A 21,791-nucleotide genomic window follows, 5' to 3' on the forward strand; every position below is an offset into this window, starting at 1 on the left:
CTTACTGCTCCCGCGTCGACGAGAACTGATAGATGACCTCGACGACGCCGCCGGCGGACAAGCCGAAGCTCTTGCCGTGCAGCTGGCACTCGTCCAGGGTGATCAGCTTCGTCCCTTCGCCTTCGGGCGTATCGTATTTGATCGAGGCCATGATCTGGAACGAGCCCTTCGAGACAAGGAGCTGCTCCAGCTCGTCGCTGGCGGATCGCACCCGCAAAGTGCCGTTAATCTTGGTCATGCCGTACACGATTCCGACCCGCTCGTCCGTCCCGATCGCCGAAACGTCCGAATAGGACTTCACGGTCTGGAAGGCGATCTCTTGAAGTCCTTCGAGCGCCTTGCCGTTGACGAGCACATTGCTGCGGTTAGCCGTAAGAATCGTCGCCAAGTCTCACACCTCCTTGTACGCTAGAACGCTTGAACCTTGAGTGTGGCGTAAATGTAGTCGATGGCGCGAACGGGACGAATCGCCGTGTCGATTCGCACGATGCCGGCGGCAAAATCGTCCGGAAGAGACTCCACGGAAACGGCGAACGCCGGAAGAGGGTTTTTGCCGGTCGACTTGACGATCGCTCCCTCTTTTTCCATGCGTGTGAACGCTTCGTTGATCCGCTGCCGCAGAGCCAAGCGCTGCTCCTCGGTGTTCAGCAGCCCGATGAAGTCTTGCGCGATATTTTGCACTTGACGGACGGCACGGTCCGCTACGCGGGTGACGTTGATCTGCTCGCTGTCGGTCGAGATTCCCTTGACGACGGCGATGCCTTTGCGCGGCAATTCGTCCACGGCGCAGACACCGGAGCTGATCAAGGCAATCAGGTTACTGTCGGTAAAATCGAACGTCAGCTCGCTGACTCCGCCCAGCGTCTTGAACGTCGGCGACTCGAAATATCGCAGGCCGGCGATCATGCCGATCACGGATCCCAAATAACCATTCGGCGCCACCAAGACGAACCGGTTGCTCGGCAGACGCGAGGCCATCTTCTGGGCAGTCCGGATATCCGGATCCTTTTTCGCCTCCGACTCGTTCTCCACGAGCTGTCCGAAGCCGATCCGGTTGCGGGCGATCTTGCTCATCCGCTCGCAATGCGAGAGCACTTCGGCGTATACGGCCGTCGCCTTGTCAGCGTTCGTATAGCGATGGCTCACCGTGACCATGTCGATTTCGGCGAAAGCCTCCAGTCTCTCCAACTCTCGGATATAATCGGCCGGTTCCGGGTCGCTGCCATGCGTCAGCTTGACTTGAGCCGCTTGAGGGTTGTTGTTCGTCGGAAGCACCTTCGTCGGAAGACTCGAGAACGGCTTGAGCGCTGCACGAAGAAATGCGCTTTCCTCGTTAATGACTTTGACGAAGTACCGGTCATGGTCATTACGGCCGGACAAGTTCCGGAACGTCTCCGCCGGCTTGTCGTCCTTGTTCTTGAAGGGGTAAAAAACCTGCACCTCAACCAGCTCGTCCGCGCCGTCTCCGACGGGCGTCGTGAAAGCCCGCACCGCGATCCGGTTGCCCCATTCGCCGCCGGCTCTTGCGCTGAACTCCACCTTGGCGGTAGCCGCCCCGGCCGTCACGCCGATTTCCGCCTTCGCCTTGACGGCCTTGTCATCCGGAATGTTCGCCACGACGACCTGATTGAGACCCGCCGCGAACGCCTGCTGCACCTCCGGCATCGCCGCCAGGCTGCCCGCTCCGAAGCCCCTCTCCTTGTCCCTGAACTCTTGCAGGGATCCGAACGCTTGAAGGGTCTCACCCCTCCGGTCAATCTCCGTGCACCCGACGATTCCGAGCACTCCGGTGGCGCCGAGCGGCCTCGGCACCAGCTCTCGGATCACCCTGATTTCCACACCGGGAATGATCAGACTCATACCCTCGCTCCTTTGCTGGGAGTTGCGTTTCTCCCGGACTAGGTCGACTCTTTTGAAGTGGTTATGAATCTTGTTGCATGTTGCTACAGTATGTATCCACAAGCAATATTATGGATATGCATGGTTGATATTTCCAATATGTCTTCATGCTTAATTCGCGCGCGGGACGGGTTGATGTTTTTTTGCCACGAGTCTTAAGGATTCGGCTTTTTTAGACGAATTTGCGAGTCATTATGACAGCGGCAAGAGGGGAGAGAGTAGTTAGTTGGGAGCAGATTTGCCGATGGGGAGGCCGACTAAAGATCTATCACACGAAATGAGAAATAGGGAAAGCCAAAATCAAAAAACATCAACTTGAGATGAGACATGAAAAACGGCCGTTCAGGAGCCTAATCCTGAACGGCCGTTTTCGCTTTGTCTTTCAATCGAACTCTGCAACAATGGGAAGATGGTCGGAGGCAAGCGTTTCGACGACCTCGGTGCCAAGAAGACCAGACCGCTAGAATAAAAAATGTAATCTCCTCTAACATAAGGTCGGTCGGCCGGAAAGGTATACTCGTCATGGCGCCCGGCGAAACAGCAGCGTGCTGCTATTTGCCAGTTGTTCGTCACCTGATCGACGAAACTAAGTAGCAGCGTGCTACTATGTGCCGGTTGTTCGTCACCTGGTCGACGAAATAAGTAGCAGCGTGCTACTATGTGCCGGTTGTTCGTCACCTGATCGACGAAATAAGTAGCAGCGTGCTACTATGTGCCGGTTGTTCGTCACCTGGTCGACGAAATAAGTAGCAGCGTGCTACTATGTGCCGCCGACCCTACCATGTACATCCCTAAGTCACTCACACTATCTTACAACGGCGCCCGTCCCGACCACGCTCATCTCTTAGTCAGACACACTAACTTACAGCGGCACCCGATCCGACCACGCTTCGGAGAGATCGTCAAGCTAACAAAGGTACGGTCATAATCGTAAAAATATTAGGAGGTGTTCACTATTAGGACAGTACAGAAATACAGGAGCTAAAACGGTGGGTCTAATCCTGGCTGTTATTCTGTTGATCCTTGATGTCGCTTATATCATCTTGCGAATTCAGGATTATTATTTGATCTTACTACAATCCACTGATCATACTAATCCGATCGCTTTAAATATTTTAACTCTTTGTCTGATTGCATTATTAACAAAACGAAACTGGATATTCACTTTGCCTATATGCCTTATTCCATTTCTTTTATTCGTAATTTATTTAATACCAATACACGAGCCGAAATTTGAATATTTGGAAGCGCCAAATAAAACGGAGACGTTAATAATAAAACATTGTAGCGCTTCTTTGGGGGAAACTTCCTACGTTTATGTATTTTATAAACAGGTGGATAACAACGGACTGATAATGAAAAAAAAGTGAATCAAGACCTCAGTTTTATGGTCCCTGCAAGAGAAAAGATCAACAACGACAACCAAGTCTTAGATATGGATAATGCTAAATGGATAACAGAATAGAAAGTGGTTTTCCCATCAAGAGACGGAGAAAAGGAGATTGTGGTGGAATAACGGTACTCTCGTAAAATCAGGCATTTGTTATGAAACCGTTAAAGATCCAAGAATCTTCTCCCTTAACAAAATACAACTCGATTGTTGAATGGCTATCGTCCCAATAATAAGCAAATCCAACAATGATCTCACTTTCTCCATTCATGTAAGTAGAGAAACGGTATTCCAAATTGCCTAACTCTATTGGTTTCAAAAGCTTTGGGGCGATGATCTTTCCGCCATATGGAAAGTAAACTCTGTTTTCGAACTTACTAAACGTGACATTTGGGGCTGATATGGATTTAAGGTAGTCAAAATCTTTTTGTCCCATCGCATGAATAATTTTAAAAGATAAATTTAATGTCGATGACAGATTAACAATGTACCGCTCGTTGGAATTCTGATCATCACTGATTTTTGCTTTAAGAGTATCATTCTCTGCGCGAATTCTTTGAAGCTCCATTTCCTTACTTTCTTGAGTGGTTGGTCGGGGCACATTCGATTCCATTGATTTATAACTTTGGTAGGCCGATATCATAAGTAGGATGAGGATCGGTAAAAGGAACGCTGGATTCATCTTCATTGTGTTCCACCTATTTCGTTTTTAGCTTCAACGAAGTGGTATACACATTTTTGCTGGCTTCTTCAATATAGAACAACTTACCGTTCTCGACTGCTGCGCTGCTCACGACATCGGAGGTTTTGAAAATGGCCTCGCCGTTCAGATCATAAACGATCAACGTGTAAGGAGTATTAGCTTCTTTAACGAAAATGCACAAGGCATAACCATTATCTTCAGTCAACGACGCAAGTTTGGAGCCGGGATTTAAGCGTTCCTCAGGTCCGCCTTCTATAGGCAATCGGTAGAGATCACCGTCATTGTTTAAATACACCGTTTTGCCGACAATCGCAAAATTTGTTGCTTTGAGGTCGCTCACCCGTGTAGTCTCGTTGGTTTCCAGATTGACTTTGTAGAGCCGGCTGAAGTCAGTGTCCTTCGCCGTATTGAAGGCAATCACATAAAGGTCGTGATTGATCAAATGTAGATTACCACTGCCGCCTCCACCAGCGGTTCCATTCGGATGCACTTCCCAAACCCAGCCATACAGATAGGCAGGATCGCCTGCCGGGGTTGGATTCTGGTTTCCAATTTGAACACTCAAATTATTCGGATATGGCGGAACTCCAAGGTTCACTTTTATCTTCGTGTCTCCAAACGTTCGGAACTCCATGTACCCGGACTCCACTTCTTCAAATTTCCCCCTACTGTTCAGCCTCCAATATTCATCGTGTCCCATGACGGCTCCACCTTGATGGTAGAACAACCATAGATCTCCGTCTTCCACACATAATTCGCCATGAACGCGGGTTTTGCCGTCACCTTCACTCCAAAACGGCAGTTGATAAATCACCTCGGATTTACCGGTCTTCCCGATTGGAGTCTTCAAAACCTTACCATCCGCCCCCAATGTATATTTGTTCCCTTTATAGACGATCGCACCGTCTGCCGTCCTTCCAGGTAATGCAGTTGCTTTTGTGACTTGCGGATTGGTGGATACAATGGATAAACCAGACTTGGAGTCGAACTTATAAGTCCATCCGAGTTCTTTTACGGCGTAGTTCCATGTAAGCGGGAAATACGTAACATTTCGGAAAGATAGTAATGGAAATTGCCCTTGATCGGTGTGAGGAATAACTCTTCCGTTCAACTTAAAATCAGTTGTGCGGAGGGTTCCGGTTTGCGTCTTCTTGTTTTTGGCGGAGCCCCGAAAATCCCGATAAGCGGCGGTTACGCCGGTTTTCTTGATTTCCAGCCCTTTCGTAGGGTCCCAAGTCGCCTCAACCCCAAGAAACCGGGTGTCATAATATGTAGCCGGAAAATAGGTCATGTCGTTATAAACGATGAGCGGATACTGCCGATAGGCGTTCTCGATTTTTATCCCGTTCAAGTAGATATTGAAGCTCGGCAAAGTCACCTTCACCTCGCTGGGTGATGCAAAAATCGTTTGCGGAATGATCAAGGCAACCAGCATCAATGTCGATAGAAGAGCTGCAGCCTTCTTTTTCATTTGCAAATTCCCTCCTCACTTTCGGTGTTCCATACTCGCAAGCAAATTAACTAATTTTACTAATTGTAACGTCCTGCAATTAAAAAAGTTGCTCATAGGGGGTAATAAACGAACATCAAATCCTGGTTAGATAAACAAAAAAGGCGACAGATCGTTGATGATCTTCGCCTTGAATTCTGCAATTATATTGCCGTCCGTCTCTGCACGTCGAAGGATAAGTTGCTGCCACATTTCGGCATTTTCAGTCCTTCACTCCTGTTGCCTCGATGCCGTTTTCATTAGGTACCACGGGGAAGACAACTATTAAAACGGTGGGAAGCAGGCTCACCGGCATGAGAGCAAATGAGACAACCCTAACAAAACGGATGTTTCCGGATCCGCCGCCACGACGAACCGGGGGATTCCCCAAGGGGTCCAAGCCGAGGCAAGAATGCGTTTCGTCACCTGTGGGAGAATATGGTCCGCGGACTTCATAAGCCCTCCGCTTAATATGACCGTCTCCGGATCGTAGGCGTGGATCAGGTTCACAATGCCCGCACTCCAATGCTCGATAAGGCTCTCCACGAGACGGACCGCCCAGTCTTCTAACCGTTGAGCCGCCTGGATCACGTCCTCGTAGCCCAACGAATCCTCCGCAAGCACGCTGTCCGCAAACCCCGGATAGCGGCCCGCCCGCGCCCGCAAGGCCCAATGGCTGGCTTGTGCTTCGAGACATCCCGTATTGCCGCAGGTACAGGCTTCCCCATGAATGTCAGTAGTGAGATGTCCGCCCAGAATCCCGGCCTGGTAATGGCGGCCTCGGACGACCTTACCCTCCATCATGGCTGCCGTGCCGATCCCCGTCCCGAAAATAACCATGATCGCGTCCCTGCAACCGCGAGCCGCACCGTGCACCACTTCGCCGATCAAAGCCGCTCGGGCATCGTTTTCCATAATGAAAGGCAGGCCGAACACCTTTTCTACCCACCCGCCGAAATCGAAACCGACCGCGTCTTTGTATTTTTCGGGAATGGAGAGCAACTGCCGCCGGTCCGCATCCACGATGCCCGGGAGGGCCAAGCCGACCCCCCGGCAATTCTCGAGCGTGGCTCCCGTTTCTTCAAACAACGTTTTCACGGCCTGCTCCACGGCAGGTAAACGCGGGGACAACCCCTGTTCTGAATAGGCCGGGATGGCGGTTTTGGCCGCGAGTTTTCCTTCTTCGATCAATCCGATTTTGATGTTGGTTCCGCCGAAATCAATCGTAATATGCATGGGAGGTTCCTCGCTTACCGGTTCGTACACGTTCTGACGTAGGCTTTAATCGTACCAAGCCGCGTTCCTTGGCTTCGGGAAGTCGGTGCGATCGTGTAGGGTCCTACGCTTGCCGGAACGATGAACGTTTCAGCATACCGGATGATGAATGGAGCGAACTCTCCGGACGGGCTTTCCACTACCGCTTCTTCCCCTTCGACCAGGTTCAGCATATGGAAGACGCCGTTCGTATTGTGCGGCACCTTAGCCGTGAACCAGTGCCGCCGAGTCTCGATGAATTCAAGCTCATGCATTCCCGTTCTCTCTTCGACCCAACCATCACCTTCTGCCACTCGTTCCGTCCGGTCGACCAAGTTCCGCTCCACCCATCCGGTCGTACGATCCCATTGGATGTTGCGTTTGCCGTGCTCGATATGCACCGGGCGCGGCTTGCCATCGAGTCCGAGCCTATCCCAATCCCACAACTTAAACGTGAAAATATACGGAGTCGCGCTAATCTCCAGCACCATCGCGTCCGTTCCAGAGCAATGGACCGTTCCGGCGGGAATCAGAAAATGGTCGTGCTTGCGCGCCGGGAACGTATTGGTGTATTTGTCCGCGGGAAACGAGACTTCTCCCTGCTGCGCCTGTTCGAGGTCCGCCATCATGCTTCCCGGATCTATGCCTTCCTTCAGTCCGAGGTATACAACCGCGCCTTCTTTGGCATCTAGGATGTAATAGCTCTCGTCCTGCGTGTAGCTCATTCCGAATTGCTCCCGGATGTAATCGGTCAGCGGGTGAACCTGCAAGCTTAGGTTCTGGCCGCCGATCGTGTCCAGGAAATCGAACCGGATCGGGAATTCCGCCCCGAACCGGGCATATACCTGTTCGCCCAACAGCGCCTTCGGCTCGAAAAAAACCACGTTGATGGAAGGCAGCTCGACCCGGATGTCCCCGTATTGGAAATACAGGCTGTTCTCTTCAGGCACGCCGTCGAACCCCCAGGCGTACGGGTTCTCACGGGGCTCCAACCCGATTTTTTCTTCGAGCCAGTGTCCTCCCCATACGCCGGGGTCGAAATACGGCACGAGCCGAAAAGGCCGGCGCACCGTTTCCCGGAGCCCTGCGAACAGGGCCTTGCCCGTCACCATTCGGGGATCATCCTTGCGGTTCGTATCCAGGTAATAGTCCACATGGTCCAGCAAGGATCGTTTCAACCGGTCCGCCGTCCGCCATTCGACGAAAAATCCCCGTTTGTATTTCCGCAGGATATCCTCGTCCTCGTTGTTCGCCCGCCAGTTCCCGAGTTCTTTGCTGCGGTAGCGCTGCTGAATCTCCCAGCGCGCCAGATCGGCGTAGACGAGCACGTCTCCCTTCGTCAAGAGAGTCGCTCCGAAGCCGATGACCAGAATGACGCCTTCTTGCACTTCTTCGATCTGTTCTGCCAGAAACTCTAGCTTCTTGCCATCGTATAGTTCATCTACGTGAAATGGAGCCATGTATCCGAATACGCGGTCGTCCGTGAGATAACGCTCAAGCTTCGCCTGAAGCAATTCCGCACTGAGTGCCGCATCCTCTGCCCTGATCACCCTCGCGGGACGGAGCGGGCTGAACCCTGCTGCGATCTCCTCGATGCGGACACCCGGATAACACTCGACGACAACGACCGTTCTTGTCCGGCCCGCGGCATGCTCCGCTAACCGACCGGCTATGGAGGCGTAACCCGCCCACGCTTCGCGTTCCCAGCCGTCAATCGCTATAATCGGTTCCTTATCGTATGATGACATGATTCCAACCTCCTGTTCTGTGCGTACTGTAGTTCATATTAGGGGAACGCCTTTTGGAAGTCTTTTCAGAGAAGAGACGCCATTTTATAAAAACTGGACAGAAACCGGTCATGCCTGCTTTCTTTCATTGAATTCGCACGAGTTCTCCATTAACATGGAGAGTATACGGATGGTGTTCAAAAGTGGAATTCACCCAGCAGGAACTCAACCAGTACAATACGATTTTGAACGACTATGCCGCCAATTTGAGCGGTACCGATCTGTCCTTCTACGTCCACTATTGGGGCGGCGAAAGGAAGCTGTATACGAACCACGTGCACAAGCATTCCTTCTATGAAATCTGTTATGTTATCGACGGAGAGGGCTTCTACGAGGAAGGCTCGCATCGGCTGCCGATCGGCCCGGGCACACTGTTCATGTCGCGTCCCCACCTGAAGCATCAGATCGTCAGCGACGAAGGGCTGTATATTCTGTTTGTCGCCTTCGAACTGATTTCTTCGGAGTCGTCCGAGGAAGGCATACAGCGCTTTCAAAGCCTGGAGAAATCCCAGGTGTTTTTGCAGCCGAATGCGGAGAACCTTCCTCCGGTCCTGATGTGGTTCGCCTTGTTGAAGCAAGTATCGGCGCCTAGGCATTTCTTCGACGACGGCGTTCTCTCATTGGCATGCGCCTTAATCACTTCATTCGAGAACGTCTTTACCGATCGACGCACGGCGGGTAAAACTTCGACCGGAACCGCTCAGCCTTCCTCCTCGACGCTTGTGCACCGGGCCAAATTGTATATCCGGGACAACCTATCGCAGGAATTGAAGTTGTCCCAGGTGGCCGATTACTTGCACGTATCCCCGCGCCACCTGTCGCGTCTTTTCGGCGAGGAGCTGGGGCAATCTTATTCGACCTATGTTCGCCGGGAACGGATCCGGCAAGCGGTGCTGCTGCTCACCACGACCGAATGGTCCATTAAGCGGATCGCGGAAGAAACCGGCTTCGATACCGTGCACTATTTCACCACAGTGTTCAAGGCCGAGATGGGCGAGCCGCCCGGCCAATTCCTTAAGAAGTTGAAGGAACATACTGATATGTTCTGAGCAATACTATGCAAAAACGCCCATGCCGAAGCATGGGCGTTTTCTGTTGCATTCGGTTATCGCTGCAAGACCATTCGTACGGTAATCAAGCCTCCCGAAGGCAGAACCCCATGTACTGCACCTTCGGAAACCTTCAGCTCTTCGGCGTTTTCCTCCAGGATATTGGCACGGTAAGCCCGCATCACCCTGGCTCCCGGCACGCGGATCGTATAGGGAACGGCTTGCCTTCCCAGCCATCCCCGGCTGTCCTGCAGCCGCACGATGATGCCGTCTCCGTCTTCGGCCGGTTTGACATATGTGGTCGAGACTCCCTCGCCCGACACCTCCAGCAGCGTGCCTTCGGCCTCTTCCGCGCAGAGATAGGCTGGGAAGAGCTGCACCGGATGCGAGGCTTCGATGCCTAGCCGGCTCATCTCCTCCGGCTGGAAAGCTCCGGCGAACGGAGTGATCACATACTTCAGCGTAATCGGACCGGGCTGGCTAGCCCGGAAATTCGTATCCCAGTAGTTGTTGAGCGGCCAAGCCAGCAATAGCGGATTCGCTTCGCGAACGATCTTCTCGCTCTCGCGGCCGAAATTGAAATCACCAATCTGTACAAGCGGCGCGTCCGGGCAGGCGAGCGTGACGCCGCGTTTTCCGTCGTGCACCGAGACTGCCTGGTCAACGGTCACCCAGTCCCGGCATACGCCGGGCAGCTGGTCGTCATCCAAGCGGACGAGCGTGCCCGCTGTGTCAAACACCGCTTCCCAACCGGCGTCCAAACGCAGCGGGAACGCGAAGAACAGCGACTCTGGCAGCCGGTCGTCCGTCTTGTCCAATTCTGCCAACATCTCGATGCAGGGACGATCGCGGAACAGGGTAATGCGCTGTTCGAGCTTACGGACGCCCGGCGCTTCCCATGCCAGCGTGAGCGTCACCCCGCTGTTGTGTTCGCTTGCCGAGCAGGACAGCAGCTTCTCCGGGCCACGCCGGTCGGCTTTCCATTCGTGTTTCCAACAACTGATGCTGTTGTTGCATTTGTCGAGTTCCCGCAGGAACAGCGTTTCCCGGTGGCGGTCGTTGCGAAGCGGATCCGGCGTTTCACGCACGTATTGGAACCAGGTCCAATCACTGTCCGGGTCGATTAAAGACCAGTCCGAAACCTTGTCGTACAGCTCCGTGATCCGGCCCGACTTCGGCTCGTATGCCATCCGGTAGTAAGGCGTCTCGATTCGCCCGTCCGCGACGGTCACCGTTTGCACCTCCGGCGCGGCGCTGCGGGTCAGCGTTGCCGTCGGCACCCGCTTCCAGCTGAAAGGCGGAAGCGTAACCCGGCCGGCGGACGGATGCATCCAGTCCGTATCTAGGTTGTTGCGGTGCACGTGAAAACGTCCGCCGGCGGTATGTCGGCCTTCGTGGAACCAATAGTCCGGCAGTCGTACATCCACCGTCTGCTCCGTCGGCGTCGGATTTACCAGCAGCACGCCCTCCGGCTTGCTGGACTGCAGGGGGTTGTCCGCGAAGCGCTCCATCTCGCTATTCAGCAGGTAGCCGCTCAGGCTGTTCGCCAGATGGGCGAAGTGGGCTTTGTGACCCCATAATACTTTCGTAAATTGCGCATCGGGATCGGTGATCGAAATATTGGCACCCCAAGTATGCTCGTCATATAACTGCACCTGTTCCCATGCCTCGTCATACAAGTCCTTTTCTGTTTTCTTCACGGGTACGTCGCGGAAGGCCGCGAGGAACTCTGCGCTTTTCAGCGCGATTTTAGACCGGCGGTTCATCCGGGTCTCGTCCGCGGAGCTGGCCGCCCCGAAGTTCCAATAGTCGGTCCAATCGCCCGGATGGGCGGACACCAGATCGTCCGGCAGCGTTCTTAACCGTTCCAGCAGCATCTCCGGCGTCACCATTCGGATCTTCGGGCCGAGGCCCTGGGCGTTCCACGTGCGGAGCATGCCGAGCAGCTCCTGGTCGGGCGGCGTGTTGTCGAACATTGGAATGTTAGTCGCCGACAGGTAGATGAAGTCGTACGGATAATTCTCGCTTTCCAGCCGGGCCAAGTAACGGTCCAGGCCCGCCTTCATCTTACCCATGTCATTCTCCCACAGCTCGCCAAACTGTGTGAACAGCGAGTAATGCTCGCCATGGAAAGTGAGCAACTCCCTGTTGTCCGGCGTCACCCAGCGGAACGCTTTCGGGCGCCGGAACGGAATGCCCCCGAAATGGGTATTGATTCCCGTGGTGTACAGCTCGATACCGGCGTCCAGCAATACTTGCCCGAACGTCCAGGGCTGGCCGTTGATATCGTGGTTGATGGCCGTACGGATCGGTACCCCGAACCGTTCGCGCAGCACCCTTACCGGATATAGTGAACGCATCATTTCTTCGGCGGTGCAAAGCGGCGTGCTGTGCATGTTAACCGCCGTCAGGCAAATCTGCCCACTCTTGACGAAAGCCGCAAAACGCTCAATCTGCCGGCTGCTCGCCGTCTGCAGCCACCGGATGACAGGCGCAGTCGCTTCGCATGTCCAATAGAAACGGGCGTCCTCTTGAAGGCTCGCCGTCTGTTCGCACAAGTCGACGGCCTGATCGATATAGGATTTCTGCAACTCCCACAGCACCGGCTGAGGATGGGTATATCCGACATCCAAATGACTATGGTGATAGACGAGGATTTCACGGATCTTGGACAAATGACTCCCTCATTTCGTCGCATTATAAGGCTGCTTCAGCAGCCTGGACACGCCGGCGAACGTGCTGATGGACGTTTCGTCGGTCACTTCTAACTGAACAGGAAAATCGCGTAGCACCTCGCGCGTGCTGCCAATGAACAACTCCCGGCTCTTCACGATTTGACCCCCGATCACGACCGCTTCCGGCTGAAACGACTTCAGGAACGGCAGCAGCATTTCCCCGACCATCTCGCCGAACCGGCGGAAGACGGCGATCGCCCTCTGATCCCCGGCTTTGGCCAGCTCGGCGGCATTCTTAACGTCCAGCGAATCGCTGTCCAGCCCGGATTCCCTCATAAGGCGGACGATGCCGCGCTTGGAAATGTAATCGTCCACGACCGACTCCCGGAACGGCTGATTGTAGATCCATCCGTTGTCGGGCACGTCCTTGCGGTGCTTGACCAACTCACCGTTCTCCAGGAACGCCGAACCGGCGCCGGTGCCGATTGTGAGGCAGATCACCTTCGCGAAGCGGCCTGCCTTGCCCGTATCGTATTCCCCCAGGGCGAACAGGTTGGCATCGTTCTCGAACACGATGCGAAAGCTCGGCGCCCGCTTCCCGGCGAACGAGCTCTCCTGGGCTAAGCGGTGAGACAGCTCTTCCCGAAGGTTCACGCCGTAAATGTCCTCGAACTTATCCACGGCCCGAATGTAGCTGATGCCCCGCTCATAATCGAATGGACCTGGAAACGCATAACCGATGCCCTCGATCTGGAACGTCCGGGCTATAATCCGGTTGGCCTGCTGCTTGACCAAATCAACGAGATGCCCCAGCAGTTCCTCCTTCTTTTCTTTGGATCTCGAAGGATAAATCATATAAGTGCCGGGAACGAGCTGTCCGGATTCGTTCATGACCGCAGCTTTGATGAACAGCCCGCCGACATCGAAAACGATCGCATATTTTTTCATTTGCCGCTTCTCCCATCCACTAGACAATCTGCCGAATCCGGATGAACCTTGGACGGTAGATGCTACCGTGCGCCTCGTGTGCATCCCAGCTTGTCGTATTTACGTTGTAGCTTGCCAGCAGCTCGTCCGGAGCCAAATCCGTCTACAGCGGCATCTTCATTTTACGCCGGGCGTGAACTAGCGTCTTTTTGTTTAGGCGTCGCGTTTTTACAATATCGGGACATCGCCCGGCGGCAGCGGCAATAAGCAAAGAATCGCAAGTCCCGCGATAGCCGGAACTTGCGATTCTTGCGCCTGCCTTAACGGCCGGGAATGGGCAGCCAGTCCAGCGCCCGCTGGATGCCGGCATCCCAATAACCCCATTCGTGAGATCCAGGCCCTTCCTCGTAATACAGATCAAAGCCCAGTTTTCGGGCATGATCCCGGAACCGGAGGTTCGCTCCGTACAGGAAATCTTCCGTTCCGCAGCATTGGAACAGCTTCGGCGCCGGAGCCGATCCAGCCGCCAACGTCTCTGCCGCGTGGAACAAGTTGTCCTGGGAGTTCCGAAGAGCCTCATCGCTGCCGAAGATGCGTTCGAATTCCGCAGGCGTCAGCACCGGTCCGTCCTCCCGTAAGTGAGCCGCGTCCAACGCACCCGACAAGCTCACGCCCGCTGCGAACCGATCGGGACAACGCAAGGCCAGCTTGAACGCGCCATAACCGCCCATCGACAGCCCTGCGGCATAATTCCTCTCCCGGTCCTCCGACAACGGAAACCAGGATCGAGCCAGCGACGGAACCTCTTCGCTGATAAACGTCCAGTACGGCAGTCCGTGCTTCATATCGGTATAGAAGCTGCGGTGCACGTTCGGTATCACGACCGCAAGCCCGTGCGCTTCTGCATACCGTTCTACGGAAGTCCGGCGGAGCCAGTTCGTATGATCATCCGACAGTCCGTGGAGCAAATAGAGCGTTGGAAACCGGGTTTTCGGCGGACCGTCCGGGAGAATGACGTTCATTGCCGTGTGTAGCCCGAGCGTACTCGAAAAAAAGCTGCATTCAAATCTTGCCATCGTTTTCTCCTCCGGTCACGGGGTCGCCTGCTTGTAAAATCTGACCTCGCTCAGACCGAAAGTGCTCTTGATGCCGAAGGCCCCTTCGAATACGCCGCCATAATTCCCGGGATTCGAATCCGTTGCGCTGTTGGGCGTAATTCTGACGTAACGGGCATTCACCCCGCCGAAATCGACCACTTCGCCGCCGACGAGATTCGTCGCGTGCAGCGCCGATGTTCCGTTCGGCGCCTCAGCGAACCGGTACCGATAGCCGGCACCGCCCAGCGTCGTCCAACTCGTTCCGTCCACGGAATACTCCACAGCCGCGTATTGAATGCCGCTTCCGTTTTTCAACCAACCGGTGCCGTCGTCTTCGTTGTAGTTCCAAACTAACATCTCGCCGAGGCTGTAAGTGCCGCCAAGATCGAATTGGATCCAATTGTTGCTGTCGTCCGCGTCATCCGTCGTCCTCCAGACCGCGGCATAATTATTGTTATGGGTGTTGTTTTTGCCGCTGGGGCCGGACATGCCGGAGCCATTCATGACTTGCGATGCCGTCATGCCGAATGCGGATTCCTCGCTGCCCGCCGTGGCCGTGACTCCTTCGATGAAACCGCCGTTTACCGCGATCACGTACTCACGGGAAGTACGCCGATCTTCCGCCGTCACCTTCAGCACGTTGCCGTCTTCTACCGGCGTCGTTCCGGTCAGCAGCGTTCCGCCGCTTGACGCGTAAACTTCGTACGTTTGAGCGGAACCGTCCGAGGAATATACAGCCGCCGTTACGGCTGCCACTGTCGTACCCGCATCCACGTGGATCATGCCGGAATCAAACCCCGTCACTCCGGCTCCTGCGGTAACGCCGATCCCCGTGTGGTCGCTGAGATCCGCGTTCACTTGAATCGTGTAAGAGGCAGTTGCGGTGCCGTCGGCGGATGTCACCGTGAGCACGTTTCCGGCGGCAAGCACGGCCGTACCGTCCGTGAGCTTGCTGCCCCCAGTCGCCGCATACGCTTCGTACGTTTGGGCGGAGCCGTCCGCGGAACGGATGGCTGCAATCGCGCCATCAACCGTCGTCCCGTACGCCACATGGATTTCTCCGTCCGCAATTTGGGTGATCACCCGATCCTTGCCGGCTTTCACACCGATTCCCGTATCCTTACCGGTATAAATCTGGCGCATGTTGAGAAAACGGGGATGATACATTTCGCCATTGTTGTAATGCACGTTGCCGCCGTCTTGAGTAGAATTCACGTTATAAGTAATCAGCAGCTCGCCGGGTTTGGAGATATTCGGGTGAGCTTTGGCGTTGTAGATATATGTTTCGGAAGCACTCGATTTGTCTTCCGGTGCATAGTAGAGCGTGGTTGCCGGTCCGAACGGTCCGAACGGCGTATCGCTGATGCTTTCTTTCACCAGGCCGTGATCCGCGCTGAATAGACCGGTCGAATACACGAGCCGGTACTTGCCGTCGTTCGGTCCCCCGATGATCGGCGTCACGCTGAGCTCCGGCGATACGTCAACGCTTCCATCCGAGATGATCTTGGCCTGGCTGATATCGCTTGTCCATCCGCTATTTCCGTAGAACTTCCATTTGCTTTCATCCTCGAAATCTTCCGGCAGCACCCGCGCAACGAGCAGACCTCTGACTCCGAAGACGGTCTGGTAACCATAGATGTAAATATAACCGTCGGGAGCCGGCGCCCCGGCCTCCGCCGTATTCGCCATAAATCCCGCACCGAATTGGTTTTCTTGTGACAGGATATTCGGACTTCCGTCAGGCTTGGTTCCCCATTGAAATTCGGTATGGTAGAGCAGCGACGTGTCGACCTGCGAATGATCAGCCAAGTCGAGCTGTCCATTGCGGAGCGGAACCTTGATCATCGTAACGCCCACAACTTTGAACTGCCAGCCCGGAGGCTGCGTCGGGTCCGGCGCCACGTTCATGCCGGAAATGTAAATGTTGTCGTTCAAATAGAGGCCGTCCTGCAGCCAATACCAGCCGTCCGGGGAGGCTTTCGGCGTTTGCGGCACGAACAGCCCGCTCGAGGTCTGCCCGTTCTCATTCGTTCCCCAGATGAATTGCATGTTCGCCGGGTCGGGTTTTCCGCCCGTCAGTACTCCTAACGTATTGTTAGTGAAATCCGCCGTGTTCCGGTATTTCGAAACCGGATTGACGCTGCCCACGAAAGTGTCGCTGAACAGGAACAAGGTTTTCGTTTGATCCGCATTGCCCGGCGCGTCATAGCCGTTATACGCGATCGTAAAGATGCCGTCGGAACCTGTCCAGCCCGATGTCCGGGTAACGAGCGATGTCCAGTCGCGCGCCGGCTCGACGATGGTTCCGGGTGCGCTGTAGAATCTCACCTGGCTGAGGCCGAATAAAGCTTCGCTGCCCCAGTTACCGTCGCCCGCTGCGGCATTTGGCACGATCTTCACGTACCTCGCAGCGGCTGCGCCGAATTCGACGGCTCCACCGCCTACGAGATCCGTCGGTCCTTGCGCCGCCTTTCCGGAAGCCTTCTCGAACTGGTACGATCCGAGCGTCTTCCACGTTCTGCCGTCTGTGGAATATTGGACTGAGGCGTTTTTGATCCCGTATTTTCCGTCTTTCGCGTTGTAGTTCCAGACATGCATAGCGCTCAGCGGATACGTGCCTCCCAGATCGAACTGAATCCAGTTGTTCGCGCCGGGATTCGGCGCAGTGAGCCACATTTCTCCGAATTTGTTGCTATGGGTGTCCGAAATGCTGGATGCACCGGACATGCCATAGTTATTTACGGTATTGATAGCCGGGGTGGCCGCCGAATTCACGCTGCCGGCCGCAACGTCCAGGACCGTTACATTCTGACCGCTGGCCGTGACATGGCTTGCATAGCGATAGAAGCGAAGTTGACTCAGCCCGAATGCGGCCCCGCCCCAGTTGCCGTTGCCGAATGCCGCATTCGGAATGATCTTGACGTAGCGGGCCGCGAGCCCGCCAAAATCCAGCGTCGCATCTGCTCTCTGGGACTCCGACCCGGAAGCCTTCGCGAACTGCTGCGTAACACCTTTGCCGCCCAGGACGGACCATTGGCTGCCATCGGCGGAGTAGAGCACTTGCGCGTTTTTGATTCCTTTATCCGCAGCTCCGGGCTGATTGTAATTCCAAACCAGCATCTTCCCAAGCGGATAGACCTCGCCGAAATCGACTTGAATCCAGTTGCGGTTGCCCGGATTGTCCATTGTCAACCACATGGTAGCCCCGTTCGCATCGTTGTCATGGGAATCCGATTCACCATAATAGCCTGACATTCCGGTGTTGTTTGTCGCATTTACAGCTTTGCCCAGCAAAGTTTCGCTGCCCGACGTCGTCGCGACCGGCGTCAGCACGAACGAGTCTCCGACGGGGTTTACGGTAATGGCGTATTCTGCCGTCGAGGTACCATTCGCCGCCGTGACCTTCAATACGTTGGTGGTCATCAGCACGGTCGATCCCACAGTGAACCTCTCGCCGCCTTTTTCCTTGTATACTTCATAGGTTTGGGCGGAGCTGTCCGCGGCTTGCAATGCCTCGATCAATTGACTGACATTCGTGCTGTAAGTCACTTGAACGGTCCCTGGCCATATCCCCTTGACCACGGCCTCCTGCCCGGGTTTCACGCGAATCCCGGTGTCTGCCGAAGCCCATTGTGTCTCCGCGTTCGTATTCCGCGCAGAAACGGCGGCCGCATTGGTGAACAGCAGAGTTGCCGCCATACACCCCGCGATCCATATCTTGCGATTCATCATCCTATCTTTCCCCCTCATCCTCCAAATAGTAAACGCTTACATACAGTTTATAGATTTCTTCCCGATTCCGTCTTTTCAACACGTAGTCACTTTTTTACAAAATCGAGACATCTATGAAATATGTGCCACATAACAAAACCCGGCCCTGGAAGCTCTAAAGCCTTCCCGGCCGGGTGATGGGTGACAAAGTTCAGCCTAGCCTTATCCTTTCACACCGCCCGAAGCGACTCCGTCGAGGATTTTTTCGGAGAAAATCATGAACAGGATCAAAATCGGCACCGTGGCGATGACAGAAGCCGTCAGCGCTTTGTCCATAGACAGCATAAGGTTGCTCGTATATTTCATGACGATAAGAGGCACGGTCTTATGCTGGTCGTCCTGCAGGAAAATAAGCGGCATGAAGAACTGGTTCCAAATTTGCACCGACATGACGATGCATATGCTGAAAACGACGGGACTTGCCAGAGGAAACATGATCCGGTAGAACGTTTTCCATTCCGAAGCACCGTCCAGAATTGCCGATTCGTATATCTCTCCCGGCATTTTCGCGAAGAAGTCCGTCAGCAGCAGAACCGGCATGGAAATGCCTGCGGACATGACCAGTATGACGGAAGCGTACGAATTCAGCAGCGACAGATCCTTCATGAGCAGAAATAAGGGGAGTACGCCCAGAGAGGCTGGAAACATAAGCCCCAACAGAAAATACATCTGCACCGCGTTTTTGAATTTGAATTTGTACCGTCCGAGCGCATAGGCGACCATGGAGGCCAGCAGAACGATCAAAACCAGCGTCGCAACGAGAATGAATGCGCTGTTCAGGAAATAATGGTGAAATTTCTGCTCGGTGAACATTTTCAGGTAAGTGCCGAACCCGAGCGATTTGGGCAAGCCGAACGTATTCGACAGCAGATCGCCTTTTTGCCGCAGCGAATTGTAAACCAGATACCCGAGCACGAAAACGGTGAAGCAAGAGTAAATCCACAGCAGTAAAGAAGCAAAGGTTGCCGACTTCTTCTTCTCGGACACTCCGTTCATCTTATGCTTCCTCCCTGCGGCGATACGTTAGCCAGACTTGGAACATTGAAATCACGAAAATAAGGACGAACAGTACGCACGCAACCGTCGAGCCAAGGCCCATCGCATTCTCGCTGATGTTGCCTCCGAGCGGATTGTTGGATTCCCCGAACGCAATGCGGTAAAACATGAGGGCCATCACGTCCACGTTATGGTCGACGCCGCCGGAAACGCCACCGAGAATAAAGCTGAAATCGAAGATCGTCATCGACACGATATACGTAATGAGCACCATATTCAAGATCGTGACCTTCATCTGCGGCAGAATGATGACGAACAGCCGCTTCCAGAATCCGGCCCCATCCAGGTATCCGGCTTCCAGCGACTCCTTCGAGATCATCTTCATGGCTCCAAGGAAGAAAATCATGCCGACGCCGAAGCCCGACCACGATATCATGAGCCATACGATGTAGATGCCGTATTGCGGCAATCCCAGCCAGGGGCGCACGTATTCGCCGAGGCCGACCATCTCCAGCACTTTATTGAAGACGCCTACGTTGCTGTCAAGAAGCAGCGTGAAAATAAAAACGATAACCGGGGTCGAAATGAATTGCGGGGAAAATACCGCCACGCGGAAATACTTATACCCCTTGACTTGATTGTGGATCAGGTATGCGGCTATGATCTGAACGGGAATGACGACGAGGACGGTGAGCGCGAAAATCCGGAGGCTGTTAAGCATCGCGTTCCAGAATTGCGACATGAGCTCCGTACTGGTGAACAATTCCACGTAATTGTCAAATCCAATAAACGTTTTGGGACCGATCCCGTTCCAGCGGAAGAAACTGATGCTTCCCGCCGCCACGATGGGGTAGACGACAAACAGAGAATAGATCAGGAACCCGGGAAGCAGGAATAGCAAATACGGCCTTTTCTTGATGAAAGACATTGCCTTACCCCACCTTCTTTGAAAACAAGCATGCGAATGAGAATCTTTTCTGCGTGGTGAAACAATGGCCGTCATGCCGACGATATTACTACCGTCAGCATGACGTCCTTCAAAGCTTTCATTTTTTGGCCAATTCATGCTGCAGAATCTGCGTTGCTTGCGCACCGGTGATTTTCTTCGTCATAAGCTTCGGCAAAATTTCCGACAGCAACAGGTCCTGCGGCTTTGATTTTTCCGTTGCTGCAGCGGAGAAAGAATGGTAAATGTTTTTGCCGATTTTGTCGAATGCAGAGAACTCGGCTACGATTTCGTCCTTCGGCTTGATGTCCTTCACGATTGGAATGTTTCCGTTGGAGTCTTCCATGATTTGCGCCGCCTCCGCGCTGCTCAGGAATTTCACGTATTCGGCCGCTTCTTTCGGGTGTTTACTCGTGGCGGACACGGCATAAGTTGTAGAGTTGTTCATGCCCTCCTGGGCGTACCGGACGCCGTCCTTGCCCGGCATCGCGAAGCGACCGATGTTCAGGCCCGTTTGCGCGTAGATATTGTTGCTCCACGTACCATCATAGATCATGGCCGTCTTGCCGTTCGTGAAAGCTAGTTGGGCCGCTTTGCCGTCCATCGCGACGAAATCTTTGCCGTAATACCCTTTCTCCACAAATGAGCGATAGGTATCAAACAGTTCCGTCATACGCGTCTCGTCGATCGGTTTGCCCTCGTACAGGTTAATCATGTCCTCGTTGATGATCGCGGGAGCCATTTCCTGGATCGGCCAGTAACGGTCGAAGTCGCCGTTGCCGCCGACCGCGATCGGAGTTACCTTGTTGCTGACGAGGGTGTCCAGTACTTTAATAAATTCATCCCACGTCTTCGGCGCCTGCAGGCCATACTTGTCGAAAATGTCCTTGTTGTAATAGACCATAGCGTAGTCGAAGAAGGACGGAGCAGAACTGTAGATTTTCCCGTCTACCTTGGTGTAGTTGATCGCTTCCTCTGGAAAACGGCTGGTGTCGATAACGTTGTATTCGTCGAGCGGGATGATTTGCTTGTTCCTCGCCATCTCCGCCGTTTTCGTCGACTTGTTGCCTTGGACGAAGAACGCGTCCGGCAATGTATTCGCTTGCAAAGCGACGTTCAGCGAATCTTCGCTTTGAGCGAATTCATAGTCGATTTTAATGTTCGGGTTTTTCGCCATGAAAGCTTCGTTGATTTTTTTGAACGGTTCTTCGTAGACAGCCTGGTTCGCCAAATCTCCCCATACCTTCAAGGTAACCTTCTCCCCGGACGCCGCAGAGCTGGCCGCAGGGCTGGAAGCGTTGTCAGATCCAGCCGCGTTGTTACCGCCGTCACCTTTGGAACAGCCGGCCGCCGCGAGCGCCACCGTCAAGATCAAAGCCAGGAGAAACCCTTTACGTTTGACCATTTCCATTACATCCCCTTTTATCGGAACGTCTAGTTACCCTGTAATTATAGCTCGCCAGAAATTGGGCGGTCTTTGCAGAATCGCGACATGGATTGATAAATAGGAGACATCCATTCAAAGAATCGGAGTCTCAAGCTTTAGAACTCCTCTATCTATGGAAATCTTTCGTTTACACAGTCTCGTGAGCTTTTTCTTCTCGTATCGTTATGCAACTTCATTTCGCCAAATTACAGCAAAGAATTCGCCTTGAAACTACTTCTAACGCTATTTAGCCAAAGTGGAGAGCTGTTTTGCGGAGGCGTGTGCTCGAAATGGCTCTGTAATTTCGCAAAATTTAGTTGCAGCATCGTCGTACACCGGCATCGTGTTTTTAGCTTGGCAAAATGAAACTACAGTCCACCTC

14 protein-coding genes are annotated in these 21,791 nt (G+C 53.9%); 1 reads left to right on the top strand and 13 read right to left on the bottom strand.

The features are described 5' to 3' along the window. Position 1: 1 nt before the first annotated feature. The 6 genes from E5161_RS07210 to E5161_RS07235 all read right to left on the bottom strand — a co-directional run bounded on the left by E5161_RS07210 (position 2) and on the right by E5161_RS07235 (position 8,483). A complete protein-coding gene (locus E5161_RS07210; protein ID WP_136777053.1) occupies positions 2-388 on the bottom strand; it encodes a hypothetical protein in 387 nt (128 codons plus the stop codon). Between the two features lie 20 nt (positions 389-408). Beyond that, positions 409-1,860, bottom strand: coding sequence for a phage tail sheath protein (locus E5161_RS07215; RefSeq protein WP_136777054.1), 1,452 nt, complete (start codon positions 1,858-1,860; stop codon positions 409-411). Positions 1,861-3,431: 1,571 nt separating this feature from the next. After that, the gene (locus tag E5161_RS07220) at positions 3,432-3,977 is read right to left on the bottom strand and encodes a hypothetical protein (protein ID WP_136777055.1); all 546 of its coding nucleotides are present in this window, start codon (positions 3,975-3,977) and stop codon (positions 3,432-3,434) included. A 10-nt stretch (positions 3,978-3,987) separates the two neighbouring features. Further along, positions 3,988-5,463 carry a TolB-like translocation protein gene (locus E5161_RS07225; RefSeq protein ID WP_136777056.1) on the bottom strand — a complete coding sequence of 492 codons (1,476 nt, stop codon included), beginning with the start codon at positions 5,461-5,463 and terminating at the stop codon, positions 3,988-3,990. Positions 5,464-5,787: 324 nt separating this feature from the next. After that, positions 5,788-6,717, bottom strand: coding sequence for an ROK family protein (locus tag E5161_RS07230; protein WP_136777057.1), 930 nt, complete (start codon positions 6,715-6,717; stop codon positions 5,788-5,790). Between the two features lie 14 nt (positions 6,718-6,731). After that, entirely contained in the window at positions 6,732-8,483 is a 1,752-nt protein-coding gene (locus E5161_RS07235; RefSeq protein ID WP_136777058.1) for a class I mannose-6-phosphate isomerase, read from the bottom strand. Positions 8,484-8,665: 182 nt separating this feature from the next. Here E5161_RS07235 and E5161_RS07240 point away from each other — a divergent pair, with 182 nt between their 5' ends. After that, positions 8,666-9,571, top strand: a complete 906-nt coding sequence (locus tag E5161_RS07240) for a helix-turn-helix transcriptional regulator (RefSeq protein WP_136777059.1) — start codon at positions 8,666-8,668, stop codon at positions 9,569-9,571. A 56-nt stretch (positions 9,572-9,627) separates the two neighbouring features. Here E5161_RS07240 and E5161_RS07245 read toward each other — a convergent pair whose 3' ends face one another. The 7 genes from E5161_RS07245 to E5161_RS07275 form a co-directional block, all read right to left on the bottom strand. Continuing rightward, positions 9,628-12,246, bottom strand: coding sequence for a glycoside hydrolase family 38 N-terminal domain-containing protein (locus E5161_RS07245; protein ID WP_136777060.1), 2,619 nt, complete (start codon positions 12,244-12,246; stop codon positions 9,628-9,630). A gap of 9 nt (positions 12,247-12,255) precedes the next feature. Beyond that, complete coding sequence (locus E5161_RS07250) at positions 12,256-13,194, bottom strand: ROK family protein (protein ID WP_169306606.1); 939 nt, start codon at positions 13,192-13,194, stop codon at positions 12,256-12,258. Positions 13,195-13,493: 299 nt separating this feature from the next. Continuing rightward, positions 13,494-14,249, bottom strand: a complete 756-nt coding sequence (locus tag E5161_RS07255) for an alpha/beta hydrolase (RefSeq protein WP_136777062.1) — start codon at positions 14,247-14,249, stop codon at positions 13,494-13,496. Positions 14,250-14,264: 15 nt separating this feature from the next. Continuing rightward, positions 14,265-18,002, bottom strand: coding sequence for a discoidin domain-containing protein (locus E5161_RS07260; RefSeq protein WP_169306607.1), 3,738 nt, complete (start codon positions 18,000-18,002; stop codon positions 14,265-14,267). Positions 18,003-18,203: 201 nt separating this feature from the next. Next, a complete protein-coding gene (locus E5161_RS07265) occupies positions 18,204-19,037 on the bottom strand; it encodes a carbohydrate ABC transporter permease (RefSeq protein WP_136777064.1) in 834 nt (277 codons plus the stop codon). A 1-nt stretch (position 19,038) separates the two neighbouring features. Further along, a complete protein-coding gene (locus E5161_RS07270; protein WP_169306608.1) occupies positions 19,039-19,965 on the bottom strand; it encodes a carbohydrate ABC transporter permease in 927 nt (308 codons plus the stop codon). 118 nt (positions 19,966-20,083) lie between these two features. Then, positions 20,084-21,388 carry an ABC transporter substrate-binding protein gene (locus tag E5161_RS07275; protein WP_169306609.1) on the bottom strand — a complete coding sequence of 435 codons (1,305 nt, stop codon included), beginning with the start codon at positions 21,386-21,388 and terminating at the stop codon, positions 20,084-20,086. Positions 21,389-21,791 lie beyond the last annotated feature (403 nt).

Source organism: Cohnella pontilimi, from assembly GCF_005049045.1.
GTDB classification, from domain to species: domain Bacteria; phylum Bacillota; class Bacilli; order Paenibacillales; family Paenibacillaceae; genus Cohnella; species Cohnella pontilimi.

Excerpts from the sequence above, each read along its gene's own strand:
- E5161_RS07265 (WP_136777064.1), bottom strand. The coding sequence starts at position 19,037 with ATGAACGGAGTGTCCGAGAAGAAGAAGTCGGCAACCTTTGCTTCTTTA.
- E5161_RS07250 (WP_169306606.1), bottom strand. The coding sequence starts at position 13,194 with ATGAAAAAATATGCGATCGTTTTCGATGTCGGCGGGCTGTTCATCAAA.
- E5161_RS07220 (WP_136777055.1), bottom strand. The coding sequence starts at position 3,977 with ATGAAGATGAATCCAGCGTTCCTTTTACCGATCCTCATCCTACTTATG.
- E5161_RS07270 (WP_169306608.1), bottom strand. The coding sequence starts at position 19,965 with ATGTCTTTCATCAAGAAAAGGCCGTATTTGCTATTCCTGCTTCCCGGG.
- E5161_RS07225 (WP_136777056.1), bottom strand. The coding sequence starts at position 5,463 with ATGAAAAAGAAGGCTGCAGCTCTTCTATCGACATTGATGCTGGTTGCC.
- E5161_RS07230 (WP_136777057.1), bottom strand. The coding sequence starts at position 6,717 with ATGCATATTACGATTGATTTCGGCGGAACCAACATCAAAATCGGATTG.
- E5161_RS07255 (WP_136777062.1), bottom strand. The coding sequence starts at position 14,249 with ATGGCAAGATTTGAATGCAGCTTTTTTTCGAGTACGCTCGGGCTACAC.
- E5161_RS07275 (WP_169306609.1), bottom strand. The coding sequence starts at position 21,388 with ATGGTCAAACGTAAAGGGTTTCTCCTGGCTTTGATCTTGACGGTGGCG.
- E5161_RS07215 (WP_136777054.1), bottom strand. The coding sequence starts at position 1,860 with ATGAGTCTGATCATTCCCGGTGTGGAAATCAGGGTGATCCGAGAGCTG.
- E5161_RS07235 (WP_136777058.1), bottom strand. The coding sequence starts at position 8,483 with ATGTCATCATACGATAAGGAACCGATTATAGCGATTGACGGCTGGGAA.
- E5161_RS07260 (WP_169306607.1), bottom strand. The coding sequence starts at position 18,002 with ATGATGAATCGCAAGATATGGATCGCGGGGTGTATGGCGGCAACTCTG.